This window comes from Acinetobacter colistiniresistens (genome assembly GCF_000413935.1).
Classification (GTDB): domain Bacteria; phylum Pseudomonadota; class Gammaproteobacteria; order Pseudomonadales; family Moraxellaceae; genus Acinetobacter; species Acinetobacter colistiniresistens.
In genome coordinates this window covers 466,491-478,866 of the sequence record NZ_KE340379.1, presented here as the reverse complement: position 1 = coordinate 478,866, position 12,376 = coordinate 466,491, and the positions used below count along the sequence as shown (strand labels likewise).

Below are 12,376 nucleotides of genomic sequence, written 5' to 3'. Positions count from 1 at the left end.
AACAACATTTAATCTGCTGTTGGATTAAATGCATCGATCATTTGCTGAATAGATACCTTGATCTGCGCTGCTACATTTGCATCATAACCTTCCACCAAAAAGCGACTAATCAATCCTTCAATCAAGGTATAACTTACTTCAATCAACATCTCTGCCTTTGGATAAGCATGCAGATATGCTCTGATTAAGTTTCTAATCCAAACTTTGTGTTCTTTTGACACGGAGATGATCTCTTGATCGCCCAAATGCGACTCAGCGACCGCTCTTACGAATAAGCAACCTTTAAAGTTATCTTCTTGAAACCATAATAAATGCCAATCGATCAGCCTGCTCAACGCCTCTCGTCCTGTTGCATCCGCAACATAATCCAGCAGGCTGTTTCTAAACTTTTCATCCCGCGCCTTTAAGACGGATTTCACCAATTGATTTTTATTTTTAAAATGGGTGTACATGGTGGTTTTTGAACAGCCAGACTCATCTCGAATCAGGTCAACCCCCACTCCAACAAAACTATTTTCATAAAATAATTTTTCTGCGGTATGCAAAATTTTATTGGCTGACTTTGACATAAAAATTTACTCAATCAAAAATAGTACAGACCTGTACTATTTTTGATTTTAGTTTTATTATCGCCGTAAAGCAACCCCGCAGAGAGATCACCATGTTATCTTTATTCAACGGTAGAGAACATCTCGCCCCCATGCCCCAATCCATTGATGTCATAAGAAGTCTCATCGGTGGAACATTGAGTATCTTGATCTTAATTTTCCTCAGTAAGCTCACTCACAATCTATTTATCATGGCACCATTCGGTGCAACCTGCGTTATTCTCTATGCAGTATCACAATCGCCTTTAGCACAACCTCGTAATGTGATTTTGGGGCATTTTGTCTCGGCTTTTATTGGCCTACTGTTTCTTAAAGTGTTGGGTGTCTCAACACTGAGCATTGCGCTGTCTGTTGGCTGTGCCATCGCAGCCATGCAAATTTTGCGCTGTGTGCATCCACCCGCTGGTGCAAATCCATTGGTGATTTTACTCACGGCAGATACCATTCAATATCATTGGAGTTTCTTATTCTTCCCTGTGCTCTTAGGCTCAATTGCATTGGTGCTGGTTGCATGGCTGGTCAACAATCTAAAATCCGAGAAGAAATGGCCTGTGTATGGATTGGCTTTTATCCACAGTAAAAAGAATCTTCAATAAATCCTGATCGATTAAAACCTGATCAATACGCTTTAATCGATTTCCTTTTATCAATCCAACTTAAATAAATAGAACGCATAAACTTTTGCTTGCAAATAATTTACTTTTCCATAAAATTAGGTAGGTCGGTATACATAAATATATTTTCTTATGAGCTCAAAATCAGCAAAACAAAAAATCCTGGATGCAGCAGCAACCCTATTTTATAACGATGGCATCAGTAATACAGGCATCAACAGCATTACAGAGAAAGCCAATGTCGCCAAAATGTCGCTGTACAATAACTTTGCCACCAAATCAGACTTGATCACCTGTTATATCGAAGCCCGTCATCAAGAATGGCTGGATTTATACGAAAAAAGAAAAGTGCAAATCCAAACCCCGATTGATGGTATTTTGGCGGTTTTTGATGCTTATCAAGATCATGCCGAATTTGCCTATGAAAAAGGCTTCCGTGGTTGTGGCTTACTCAATGCAGCCGCCGAATTTCCCGCACATAGTCCTGAACGTTTGGCCGTTAAACAGCATAAAGATGAAATCGAAGCCATTTTAGCGGGTCATTTGCAGCAACTCAGTATCACCCCACAGCGGGTAAATGAGCTGGCACTGCTGCTTTCATTTATCTTGGAAGGTTCAATTGCTCGTGCCGGTTTAGAAAGTGCCAGTGACAAAGTATTTGCCGCTAAACACATGGTTCACAACCTCTTAGAACAAGAGGTTGCAAAGTGAACAATACGTCCTTGAATTTAAGTTCTCATTCTGGCTTTATCGCTGTTTTAGTCGCTTCTATTTTATGGGGCACCACAGGCACAGCCGCCTCTTATGCACCCAATTTAAGCCCCTTAGCCATTGGCGCAATCGCCATGGGGGGCGGTGGATTATTACAGGCCTTATTGGCCCATAAAAATATCCGCAGCCATTTACCACAAATTCGCTCTTACTACCCTTTGCTGCTGATTGGCATGGTCTCGGTTGCGATTTACCCATTAGCATTCTATTCGTCGATGCGTATGGCAGGGATTACCATTGGTACGGTGGTTTCAATCGGTTCAGCCCCCTTATTTACCGCGTTACTGGAAAAGTTCTTTGATAAAAAAGCCCTCTCTAAAAAGTGGTTTATTAGCTTTATTTTCGGGGTTGCAGGTGTCCTATTACTCTCGATTGGTGAATCACACTCCCAAGCAACAGCACAAACGATTGCAACAGACCAGAAAACCCTTGGGATTATTCTCGGATTGATCGCTGCGCTCACCTATTCTTTATATTCTTGGGCTGCCAAAAAGATGATTGATCGTGGGGTCGACTCGAAAGCGTCTATGGGATTAATTTTTGGTTTTGGTGCTTTAATTTTATTACCAACACTATTTTTTACGGGTTATAACCTATTTGATGAACCCGTAAATCTGTATGTTGTCACTTATATGATGCTGATTCCAATGTTTCTCGGTTATCTGTTATTTGGTTATGCCTTAAAGACCATTTCAGCCAGTACTGCCACTACACTGACCTTGTTTGAACCACTGGTTGCCGCTTTATTTGCAGTCTTATTGGTGGGTGAGCAACTGGCACCGATTGGTTGGGTCGGTATGGTACTGATTTTTGTGTGTCTGGCCGTGTTGTCTAAAAATAATTAATCAGTTTGACAGAGTGTTGAATATGTGTGAATGCCAAAAGGTAAAATCTTTTTTTGCATGTCCTGATGATTTTACTGATCTTTTCAGTTTTGATTATCAGGCAAGTTATAGATTTCCAGAGTACTTAAAAGAAGAAATCCCTACAGATGACGTCCTACCTAATTTTGATTATTCTATTACGTCCTATCAATGTTCAGTATGTCAGCAATGGTGGTATTTTGAGTGCTCGCCCACAGAGAGCTCATACCCAATATTCGGTATTAAGTTAGATACTAAAGATCATGTCCTATCTGACAATGAAATTAAAGCAGTCAAACAATTTCTGGCAGTTCTTAGCCACGATGGATTTTCAGTAGAGAAATGTATTCATCATGGGTGTACGAATTTAGCGCTCAAGACGATTAAAATGTGTATCAATCATTTTATTTAATACAAAAAACAGATCTTTTCTAATAAAACGATTTTGTATAAATTTGACTAGCGATGCAGAGAAATAGATTTTCTCTGCATCGAAAATAGAGCTTAAATATCAATACTCTTTTGCTAACTTCTCTAATGTCGCGAGCATTTTTTTCACTACACTTCTTTTATGCTGCAACATATTCTTAATATTGCTTGGATTAAAACCAGTCAATTTTGCGATACCACGACTGGTCATATACTCACCGGTTTTCGCAAAGTGCTTTTCACTTAACTCAGTTTTCGCATTTGAGAATCGAACTGCCAGCTTATAATCACTAAACTCAGACCATGCACCGGTCTTATATTCGTCCGCATCAAAGCTACCCTTCTGCTGAGTAGGTTTTTCGCGCAGAATATTACTCAAGCGGTTAATCACAATCTTTTCTTCACTTTGCTCAATCAATTGATAAAGCTCAGTTTCTTCAAATGGTCGCCCCAAAGCGATATCTTTTCTATATTGTTCAATGACTTTTTCTTTTGATGCAACCTTCTCCTCACCTTTTTGAGTGAGGCAGAGAATCTTAAATAAAGACTCTAATCGGCCACATGTAAAAATATAAGAAATTTTCAACTTACTACTCCATTATGAACGACTGTTCATAAAAATATTTTCAAAAAATTTTTTGACCTATAAATTCACTATAGAGTTCATTTAAAGGCAACTCAAAGTCAGCAACTAACTGCCTTCTTGTCGTTTGTGTAATTTCACCAGTTTTCGGATTCAGCCCCGTTTTTTCAACGTCTTTCCAATAAATACCGGTACCACGCTTTTGCCATGCAGGGAGTTCATTAAAATTAATCTGTTGTGAAAAGAGTAAATCATGCTTTTCTTGACGATTTAATCCTTTCACTTGTTCCGTTGCTTCACCTACGGCATGACCCGATTTTCTTAACATCCAATAGCAGTGCGCATTTAATGCATTTCGATGAGCATCCTCTTGTCTCCAATGGAAATAGTCATCTACTAATTGCGAATTGGGTAAAATACAAACTCGAGCATCAAAAGTAGCAATTTGGCCATGCAGAACAGAGAACTTTGCGCTGGCCTCACCCGCTAAGATAGAAAGGATTTTTCGTTCCTTACGGTTAAAACTTTCATCGCGATAATGGAATAAAAGAGAAATTTCATCACTCTGAGTATAACCATAGACGATATTAAAACCACACTGTAATAAATGGGTTGTGGTTTCTACCATTAAATCCCTAAAATGTACATCAAATGGTGCTTCGAATTGCCAGATCTCTTTGGTTAGCCGTGTAAACCCCCGACCATCTAGCCTGACCACAATATAGTTTTCAGGCGGAATACAGAAATCGTAAGCCGTCTCATATTTTCTTAATCTTGTATCTAAATCTTCAAATCTCATTATTGTTCTCTTTGATACAGCAAGCTCATATTAAAGTCATTTTCTTGATCAATTGAAACGCTGTAAATTTCATCAAAACCCTCATTAAGCTCAGGTATTTCTAACTTTTTAAAAGTTGAAATAACCCCAACTCGAGGAATTTTCGCCTTACCTACACGTTGTTCATTCCGCAAAAGAGCATCATCCAGACCACTGTCAAAATAGTATGCAACCACTTTAAAATGGGCATTTTTTGCTTCTTGAACATATATCTTTCGATCTAGTTTGCTCGGATTGGTATTGTCAATAACAACTTTCTGTTTTGCTTCTAAACAGGCCTGAAACAATATTTTCTCACGATGTCTGGTTTTCAACATATCAAGATTGAGACGAATATGTGTATCAGAGAAATATTGCTTAAAAAATGTTGATTTACCTGAAGCCTGCCCACCAACAAAAATGATAAGTTCCATTTTAGGTCGGCTGTAACTCAGTCATTGGCCATCTTGGTGTTGTCGTCACCGCCAAACCATCATGTTGCCCAGCTTTTAAACGTTGATATCCAGCAAAGGCAATCATGGCACCATTGTCTGTACACAATGCGGGCTCGGCATAATAAACATGTGCCTTGATCTTTGCCAGTGACGTTTCTAATTGCTCACGCAATCTTAGATTGGCACTCACACCACCTGCAATCACCAAACGTTTTAAACCTGTTTGCTTTAAAGCCTTTACTGATTTTTTAACCAGTGTATCGACAACAGCCTCTTGAAAAGAAGCTGCCACATCGGCATCGCGATTTTCTTCACCTAACTTTTTCAGTTGTACAGAAACCGCTGTTTTAAGACCGCTGAAAGAAAAATCCAAACCCTGATGTAATATTGGTCGTGGGAATTCAAATGCTTTGGCATCCCCCTGTAACGCCAATTTCGCAATATTCGGTCCACCCGGATAAGGCAGTTTCATCATTTTTGCGACTTTATCAAAGGCTTCACCCGCTGCATCATCAATGGATTCACCCAATAACTCATATTGACCGATGCCATAGGCTGCCATTAATTGAGTATGCCCACCTGAAACCAATAAAGCCACAAACGGAAATTCCGGTGGAGTTTCCGAAAGTAATGGTGCAAGCATATGACCTTCCATATGGTGTACACCAATCGCAGGCTTATTAAATGCAAAGGCTAAACTGCGGCCAAATAAAGCACCTGTCATCAATGCCCCCATCAACCCTGGACCACGGGTATAGGCAACCGCATCAATCTCTTGTTTCTTGACGCCACTCTGTTCAAGCAGTTGATTAATCAAAGGAATCATCTTACGAACATGATCGCGTGAAGCTAACTCAGGAACAACGCCACCATATTCCGCATGCAATTTAATCTGGCTATATAAAACCTGTCCACGTAAGCCGAGCTCGCTATCATAGAGTGCTAACCCAGTTTCATCACACGAAGTTTCTAAGCCCAAAACAATCATTAAACTGCCTTTACAACGATCAAAAATAATATCGAAGCTATTATAGACTTGTGATCTGAGTTGTAAATGAGTAAAATACTGACCTTCACTTGCGATCTAGTGCAATAGTGCGTTAGATCTTATCCATAATCTTAGAGGATTTTACATGCCACAAGTTAAGTTGAAAGAAGGCGAACCAGTAGACGTAGCTATCCGTCGTTTCAAACGTTCATGCGAAAAAGCGGGTGTTTTAGCTGACGTTCGTAAGCGCGAATTCTATGAGAAACCAACTCAAGAACGTAAGCGTAAAAAAGCTGCTGCAGTTAAGCGTTATCAAAAGAAATTGACTCGCGAATCTGTACGTACTACTCGCCTTTACTAATTAATTTGTGATTGACTGCTGAAGAGACTATGAATACTTTAAAAAACCAAATTACTGACGTGTTAAAAAACTCAATGCGTGCCAAAGATATGGCAACAGTAACGGTTATTCGTGGTGTACAGGCAGCAATTAAGCAAATCGAAGTCGATGAGCGCATAGAGCTTGACGATGCTCAGGTTCTTGCGGTCATTGAAAAGCAAATTAAACAACGTAAAGAATCGATCAAGGCCTTTTCTGGCGCTGGTCGAGATGATTTAGCTAGTAAAGAACAAGCCGAAGTTGAGGTTATTTCTCAATTTCTACCAGCAGCTATGACTGAGGAAGAACTTGATTCTATCATTGAGCAAACGATTGCTGCTCAAGAAGCTACTAGCATGAAAGATATGGGTAAGGTGATGAATTCTCTACGTCCGATCATAGCCGGGCGTGCCGATCCTGCACAAGTATCTGCTAAAATCAAAGCAAAATTGAGTTAAGTAAAATTTTAACGCTTATGTTTGTATTAGCTCAAGACACTTCTCTTTGTCTTGCTATATCTTTTACAGATCAGCAAGTTTAAATAGATTGGTAAATAAGATCAGAAGAATATGCGTATATTTCGCCTTCTGCTACGCTGTCCATACTATAATACAAAATTAGATTTCCCAATTCTGAAGATACGACGCTAATCGCTTTGTCTATATGACATTCACCTAAAGCCACATATATTCTGACTGTACTATGTCCAAGTAGACAATTATCTTGGTAAACAATCGCTTCAATTTTAAAATCTATTTCATCTATCCAGCTTTTATTTGTGACTTTTTCACCTACATCATCATAATTTAAGATGATAGTTTCCGCTTTTGATTCTTTTAAGAAACCCAATAAATGCTCTCTTGCATCTTTAAATACAATTTCTTCTGTAAAAATATTTTCAAGCTGCTCTGATATCGCCATATTATTTAAAATCACACTGAACATTATATTTCGCCAGCATTTGCATTTCTTTTGATTCAACTACCTGCTTGATTAAATCTTGTTTGCTCATACTGGCATATTGCGCTGGTAATGATGAGCGATTTTTTTCAATCGCATCAGACATTTCCTGAATATAACGCTGATTAATCTGACAGTACTTTGTTTGTTGCTCAGGGCTAAATTGTGAAGTTTGTGGATTTAGACTCCGTAAAAAACTCCGAATATCCTGTGCATATGTGCCACGAATTTTATCGACTGAGTTTGCATACTGCTCAATCGATGCTGCCGAGCTGATCCCTACACTGCTTATCGCAAAAATAAAAACTAAAATCTTCTTCATAAATGTTCTAACTTGTTAGCGATTCTTTACGCTCGTCATCTTATCTTAATTCAATAAAATTTGGTTTATGCTCAAGAAAAAATTCTTCTTTAGGTGCAGGAACTTCTCCTTCGGTCACCGTACCGAGCCTTAAACGAATCACATCAGGTAAATCCTTGCGGTAAGAATAGAGTGGACTGGCGCAGTTTTGACAAAATACACGCGCCTTATTTGGCGTGTGAAAATATTCTTTTAGTTGCTCACGCCCAGTAATCAGTTCAAATTTACTTTGCTCGACTGGACTGTTCCAGCCTGCAATAGAGCCTTGTGCCTGTTGGCAATGGCTGCAATAACATAAAATGCTGTTTTCAATTTCACCATGATATTGGTACTGCACAGCGCCACACAAACATTGCCCTTGAATCATGAGCCTTTCCTTGAATTGTTTTAATGCATATTAGAGCTTCATACGACGCTCATCTTGCATCTGTTTCAACCGTGCGTCAATCTTAGCCGACATCGCCACATTTCCTTTCGCAAGTCGTTGTGCATGGAGCATCGACTTAATTGCATTCTCTTCATAACCTGACCAGTACTCAGCCTCTGCACGATAACCCAACACATTGACAGCTTGTAAGGGGGAACTCTTGTCTAAATTGGTGGCTTGTTGCAGCAACTGCCAACCTTCAATGTCACGTTGGTTTTTATGAATAAAACGCTGTACCAAAGCCTGTGCCTGCACAATTTGCCCTTGGCGGATCAGGACTTCTGCTAGCTTATAAGATAAAGCTCTATTTTCAGGCATAACTTTCTGGATTGAATTAATGCTGCTATATGCTTGATCTAATTTATTTTGGCCTAGATAGATATCAGTTTGAATCAAGGGAATCAGCACATGGTTCTTGAGTTTCGTCTTCACCAAATCCAAGTTGGCTTGCGCTTGCGCATAATCACCTTGTTCAAGATAAAACTTGCTCAGCGCCAATTGCGCTGCAGTATTGTTTTGATTCGCCAACGCCTGCAATTGAATTTCAGTGGCCTGATTTGAAACAACCAAAGTGTAAAGTTTTAAAATTTCAAAATCGAGATCATAAATTTTTGATTTCACTTTAGGTAGTTGATTGGCACGCAAACGCGCCTCACTCATCCGTTCGGTGGTTAAGGGATGGGTAAACCAAAAATCGGGTAAGAAGCTGACACGACTGGTCGCTCGATGCATCGTTTCAAAATAATCGGCCATACTTTGCGGGTTATAACCAGCAGCATACATAAACTGCATCCCGATACGATCCGCTTCACGTTCCTGATTACGGCTATAACTCAACTGCTTATCCATCAATGCTGCTTGTGTCCCCAGCATTACCGCTGCACCCGCATTACCATCTGCCTGAGATGCAATCGCAGCACCCACGATAATTCCCGCCAAAGCCAGTAAACCCTGCCCCTTAAACGCTTCTTGAGAGCGGCTATAGTGTCGCTGTGCAACGTGTGCAATTTCATGTGCCATCACACCTGCAATCTCATCAATATTTTTTGCAGATGTAATTAAGCCGGTATTCAGTGCAAATAAACCACCTGGTACAGCAAAGGCATTGATTTGAGGATCTTTGATAATGACCAAACCAATTGGCTGCCCAAGTTGAGTCTGGCTGAGAATACCCGCAAAAACTTGTAAAAATTGATCTTCCAACCATGCATCTTGCACTGTAGGCATTTGGCGATGCACTTCACGATAAACTTTTTCACCAATAAATTTTTCTTTTTGTTGATCGAGCAAACCTATGCCACTGCCAATTTCAGGCACTTCTGCTTGCCCTACGCCCTGCGAAGGTAAAAAAACTTCAGTGTGACTGAGTTGAGTTGTGGCGAAAAGGCCACAGGCGAGCAGCAACGATCTCAAGTGGTTTCTCTATGATTTTAATAAAGAAATTCAATATAGCATTGAAAGTAGGAGAAATTTGCAACAAAGTGTTATAAAAGGCAGGAAAAACCTGCCTGACTTTATGATTTTTGCAAGCGCTTGAATCACTCTGCCGCGATGTAACGCTGGTCGACACTAAATTTTTCTGGAAATTTGGCGCTGATTTCCGCATAAAAAGACATAATTTCAGTCATATCTTTTTGATAATCGCCCGTAGGATAGACAATTTTCCCTACACCAGTTTTTTTCTTGGCATAGTCCATATATGCGAGTGCAATCGGTACACCTGCTGTCATTGCAACATGATAAAAACCTGTTTTCCATTGTTCCTGCTTGGCACGTGTCCCTTCTGGGGTCACCAACATCACCAACTTGGGATGCGTCTTAAATAAATCGCTCATCAGTTGAACCATGCTTGGTCGTGCTTGACCTTCATGCTTCACGCTACGATCAATTCCAATCCCCCCCATAGCACGCACAAAGGGACCAAAGGGCAATTTCATATAACTGTCTTTGATGGTAAGTCGAACATTAACACCTAAAGCCTTCAATGCCAAACGGGCATAAAGCGCATCCCAATTGCTGGTATGCGGAGCCGCAATCATCACACATTGGTCAATATTTAAATCCCAATGATTATCAATTTCCCAGCCCATTAAGCCCAAACTTTGTTCAGCTAATTTCTCGAACACCAGATACCCCAAGACGAAGTCACAAAGGGCGCAAGTGTACCAATATTAATCAATTTAAAAAGATGGGATCGCACAAGAATGCAGCAACCAATTGGTCAGCATTGTAAGCAATTATTCAAACTTTGGATTGACCAGATAACGCGGCGTACGATCCTCTAAAGCATCAATCAGGTTTTGATAAGCCAGCTTCACCATTTTCTGACGTGTTTCGGCTGTCGCTGAACCTAAATGCGGTACAGTGACTGCATTTGCTAATTCGAATAAGGGAGAACTTTGCAACGGTTCTTTGGCATAGACATCTAGACCAGCAGCAAAAATTTTGTGTTGTTGTAAGGCTTCGATTAAAGCATTCTCATCGACCACAGAACCCCGTGCAATATTGACGAAGACGGCATGTTTTTGCATTAAATCAAACTGCTCTGCACCAATCAGTGCTTTTGATTCATGATTTAAATCAACAGCCACCACAATAAAATCCGACTGCTGTAAGAGCTGGTCTAAGTCGCGATACTGCGCATTGAAGGCTTGCGCCACTTCAATCTTTTCACGGCGGTTATGGTACAAAATATTCATATTGAAACCATAAAAACCACGGCGGGCAATGGCAGCCCCAATATTCCCCAAGCCAATAATACCCAAGGTTTTACCAAAAACATCCACACCAAATTGTTCAGTAGAAACAGTGCGTTTCCATTGACCTTGTTTGGTCCATGCATCTAAGTAGGGAATTTGACGTGCGGCACTGAGCAATAAAGTAAAGGCAAGATCAGCTGTTGTTTCTGTCAGTACATGTGGGGTATTGGCAAGCCAAATTTTCTTTTGATTAAGATAGTCGACATCGTAGTTATCGTAACCAACCGACACGGTCGAAATAATTTTAAGTTTTTGGGCAGGCGCTAAATTGCTTTCATTGAGTAAGCGTCCTGCACCAATCATGGCATCAGCATCAACCACTTCAGTTCGAATCTGTTCATTGATATCACCCAGTTTTGGGTTGAGTACCACCACCTGATAATCTTGCTGTAACTGCGCTAAAACGTCCTGATCTATTTGGCTGAATACAACGACTTTCTTCATGATTCGATTTCCGTTCTTTATTGCATGAGCTGCCACAACCGTTTTTTCAAGACAGGTTGAGCCAGCATTTCTTCTAAACTCGCTAAATGTAATATATTGGAATGCTGAATAAAGTCCAGTTGACCTAAGCATAATATTTTTTTGTTATTTGCTGTCGCGTCCAAAAAGCCTTGGATATAAGACGACAGTCCTCTGCTCTCTTGAAATGCAGCCAAGGGAAATGGCCATTTCAATTCAGCATATTGTCCGAGTTTCGCCTTTTGAATATTTTGCCAAAGCTGACGTTGCACATCGCTAAGCTGGCTGCTCTCTAATAAAATGGCACTGTTTTCCAAGATATACATTTGCAGTTCAAAGGCTTGAATCTGCGCTGTAATGACAATCTGCTCTTTTTCAACAACCGCTTCTTTGACCACAGACTTGGCAATGATCTCTGCAGGCTGAGGTTCTTCAATTGTGGTGGTTGTCGATACCGGTAAAATACGATCTTGAACAACTGATGCAGGAGCAATCATCGGTACTGAAGGCTGTGGTGTTTCATCCGCCACTTGATCTCGCCATAGACTCGATGCAGTATTTTTTTGACACACGACTTCTCTCGGAATCCAAACATCTATTCCTAAAGTTGCCAATATGTTTCTTTGCTGCCCGATCATCTTACCTACTCGTTGTCCTCATTCACAGTGATTCGCAACACTGTAACCCTGCCTAGTCTAACATAAACCAACCCAGCCTAAATGACTTCCTTTTGCTCAATCACATCAATCCAAATTCAATTCGCCTCGAAAATAAACGTTTTCTTAGTTTAGGCAAAAATTCAATAACTATAGGCAAATTTTCATTCGTCGACTTTTAGATAATATTTCATCATTTTGTCGCTTTTAGTTTTTATTACTGTTGTATCGAATGCTCAAATGA

Annotated in this window: 17 protein-coding genes; 5 read left to right on the top strand and 12 right to left on the bottom strand. The window is 40.2% G+C overall.

The features are described 5' to 3' along the window. Nucleotides 1-8: 8 nt before the first annotated feature. Nucleotides 9-569 carry a TetR/AcrR family transcriptional regulator gene (locus F907_RS11215; RefSeq protein WP_016651877.1) on the bottom strand — a complete coding sequence of 187 codons (561 nt, stop codon included), beginning with the start codon at nt 567-569 and terminating at the stop codon, nt 9-11. A gap of 92 nt (nt 570-661) precedes the next feature. Here F907_RS11215 and F907_RS11220 point away from each other — a divergent pair, with 92 nt between their 5' ends. The 3 genes from F907_RS11220 to F907_RS11230 all read left to right on the top strand — a co-directional run bounded on the left by F907_RS11220 (nt 662) and on the right by F907_RS11230 (nt 2,838). After that, nucleotides 662-1,204: an HPP family protein gene (locus F907_RS11220; protein WP_016651876.1), complete on the top strand. Its 543-nt coding sequence runs from the start codon at nt 662-664 to the stop codon at nt 1,202-1,204. 150 nt (nt 1,205-1,354) lie between these two features. Next, nucleotides 1,355-1,933, top strand: coding sequence for a TetR/AcrR family transcriptional regulator (locus F907_RS11225; RefSeq protein WP_016651875.1), 579 nt, complete (start codon nt 1,355-1,357; stop codon nt 1,931-1,933). Next, nucleotides 1,930-2,838 (top strand): DMT family transporter, encoded by a 909-nt coding sequence (locus F907_RS11230; RefSeq protein ID WP_016651874.1) that lies wholly within the window; start codon nt 1,930-1,932, stop codon nt 2,836-2,838. The genes F907_RS11225 and F907_RS11230 overlap by 4 nt, the downstream gene beginning before the upstream one ends. A gap of 529 nt (nt 2,839-3,367) precedes the next feature. On the opposite strand, the gene F907_RS11240 is transcribed toward F907_RS11230, so the two are convergent. Genes F907_RS11240 through tsaD form a run of 4 tightly spaced genes read right to left on the bottom strand, consistent with a single transcriptional unit; the run spans nt 3,368 to nt 6,128 of the window. Beyond that, nucleotides 3,368-3,871, bottom strand: a complete 504-nt coding sequence (locus F907_RS11240; RefSeq protein WP_005217099.1) for a hypothetical protein — start codon at nt 3,869-3,871, stop codon at nt 3,368-3,370. Between the two features lie 40 nt (nt 3,872-3,911). Then, nucleotides 3,912-4,667 carry a tRNA(His) guanylyltransferase Thg1 family protein gene (locus F907_RS11245; RefSeq protein ID WP_016651872.1) on the bottom strand — a complete coding sequence of 252 codons (756 nt, stop codon included), beginning with the start codon at nt 4,665-4,667 and terminating at the stop codon, nt 3,912-3,914. Next, nucleotides 4,667-5,119 carry a bifunctional polynucleotide phosphatase/kinase family protein gene (locus F907_RS11250; RefSeq protein ID WP_016651871.1) on the bottom strand — a complete coding sequence of 151 codons (453 nt, stop codon included), beginning with the start codon at nt 5,117-5,119 and terminating at the stop codon, nt 4,667-4,669. Before F907_RS11250 ends, F907_RS11245 begins: the two co-directional genes overlap by 1 nt. 1 nt (nt 5,120) lies before the next feature. Then, a complete protein-coding gene (gene tsaD, locus F907_RS11255) occupies nt 5,121-6,128 on the bottom strand; it encodes a tRNA (adenosine(37)-N6)-threonylcarbamoyltransferase complex transferase subunit TsaD (RefSeq protein ID WP_004652786.1) in 1,008 nt (335 codons plus the stop codon). Between the two features lie 145 nt (nt 6,129-6,273). Here tsaD and rpsU point away from each other — a divergent pair, with 145 nt between their 5' ends. Both rpsU and F907_RS11265 read left to right on the top strand, forming a co-directional pair. Continuing rightward, nucleotides 6,274-6,489, top strand: a complete 216-nt coding sequence (gene rpsU / locus F907_RS11260) for a 30S ribosomal protein S21 (RefSeq protein ID WP_004652785.1) — start codon at nt 6,274-6,276, stop codon at nt 6,487-6,489. Between the two features lie 29 nt (nt 6,490-6,518). Continuing rightward, entirely contained in the window at nt 6,519-6,965 is a 447-nt protein-coding gene (locus tag F907_RS11265) for a GatB/YqeY domain-containing protein (protein WP_004808327.1), read from the top strand. A 79-nt stretch (nt 6,966-7,044) separates the two neighbouring features. Here the strand turns inward: F907_RS11265 and F907_RS11270 are convergent, their stop codons facing one another. From F907_RS11270 to F907_RS11300, 7 genes are all read right to left on the bottom strand, one after another. Continuing rightward, nucleotides 7,045-7,452, bottom strand: coding sequence for a hypothetical protein (locus tag F907_RS11270; protein WP_016651870.1), 408 nt, complete (start codon nt 7,450-7,452; stop codon nt 7,045-7,047). After that, nucleotides 7,430-7,789 (bottom strand): hypothetical protein, encoded by a 360-nt coding sequence (locus tag F907_RS11275; protein ID WP_016651869.1) that lies wholly within the window; start codon nt 7,787-7,789, stop codon nt 7,430-7,432. The genes F907_RS11270 and F907_RS11275 overlap by 23 nt, the downstream gene beginning before the upstream one ends. 40 nt (nt 7,790-7,829) lie before the next feature. After that, the gene (locus F907_RS11280; RefSeq protein ID WP_016651868.1) at nt 7,830-8,195 is read right to left on the bottom strand and encodes a GFA family protein; all 366 of its coding nucleotides are present in this window, start codon (nt 8,193-8,195) and stop codon (nt 7,830-7,832) included. A gap of 30 nt (nt 8,196-8,225) precedes the next feature. After that, nucleotides 8,226-9,668, bottom strand: coding sequence for a M48 family metalloprotease (locus F907_RS11285; RefSeq protein WP_016651867.1), 1,443 nt, complete (start codon nt 9,666-9,668; stop codon nt 8,226-8,228). Between the two features lie 125 nt (nt 9,669-9,793). Next, complete coding sequence (locus tag F907_RS11290) at nt 9,794-10,381, bottom strand: 1-acyl-sn-glycerol-3-phosphate acyltransferase (RefSeq protein WP_016651866.1); 588 nt, start codon at nt 10,379-10,381, stop codon at nt 9,794-9,796. 111 nt (nt 10,382-10,492) lie between these two features. Beyond that, nucleotides 10,493-11,458 carry a 2-hydroxyacid dehydrogenase gene (locus F907_RS11295; RefSeq protein WP_005271931.1) on the bottom strand — a complete coding sequence of 322 codons (966 nt, stop codon included), beginning with the start codon at nt 11,456-11,458 and terminating at the stop codon, nt 10,493-10,495. A gap of 17 nt (nt 11,459-11,475) precedes the next feature. Then, nucleotides 11,476-12,114 (bottom strand): hypothetical protein, encoded by a 639-nt coding sequence (locus F907_RS11300; RefSeq protein WP_016651865.1) that lies wholly within the window; start codon nt 12,112-12,114, stop codon nt 11,476-11,478. Nucleotides 12,115-12,376: the final 262 nt, after the last annotated feature.

Coding starts and splice junctions, on each gene's coding strand:
- F907_RS11215 (WP_016651877.1), bottom strand. CDS start 569: ATGTCAAAGTCAGCCAATAAAATTTTGCATACCGCAGAAAAATTATTT.
- F907_RS11220 (WP_016651876.1), top strand. CDS start 662: ATGTTATCTTTATTCAACGGTAGAGAACATCTCGCCCCCATGCCCCAA.
- F907_RS11225 (WP_016651875.1), top strand. CDS start 1,355: ATGAGCTCAAAATCAGCAAAACAAAAAATCCTGGATGCAGCAGCAACC.
- F907_RS11245 (WP_016651872.1), bottom strand. CDS start 4,667: ATGAGATTTGAAGATTTAGATACAAGATTAAGAAAATATGAGACGGCT.
- F907_RS11250 (WP_016651871.1), bottom strand. CDS start 5,119: ATGGAACTTATCATTTTTGTTGGTGGGCAGGCTTCAGGTAAATCAACA.
- tsaD (WP_004652786.1), bottom strand. CDS start 6,128: ATGATTGTTTTGGGCTTAGAAACTTCGTGTGATGAAACTGGGTTAGCA.
- rpsU (WP_004652785.1), top strand. CDS start 6,274: ATGCCACAAGTTAAGTTGAAAGAAGGCGAACCAGTAGACGTAGCTATC.
- F907_RS11265 (WP_004808327.1), top strand. CDS start 6,519: ATGAATACTTTAAAAAACCAAATTACTGACGTGTTAAAAAACTCAATG.
- F907_RS11270 (WP_016651870.1), bottom strand. CDS start 7,452: ATGTTCAGTGTGATTTTAAATAATATGGCGATATCAGAGCAGCTTGAA.
- F907_RS11275 (WP_016651869.1), bottom strand. CDS start 7,789: ATGAAGAAGATTTTAGTTTTTATTTTTGCGATAAGCAGTGTAGGGATC.
- F907_RS11280 (WP_016651868.1), bottom strand. CDS start 8,195: ATGATTCAAGGGCAATGTTTGTGTGGCGCTGTGCAGTACCAATATCAT.
- F907_RS11295 (WP_005271931.1), bottom strand. CDS start 11,458: ATGAAGAAAGTCGTTGTATTCAGCCAAATAGATCAGGACGTTTTAGCG.
- F907_RS11300 (WP_016651865.1), bottom strand. CDS start 12,114: ATGATCGGGCAGCAAAGAAACATATTGGCAACTTTAGGAATAGATGTT.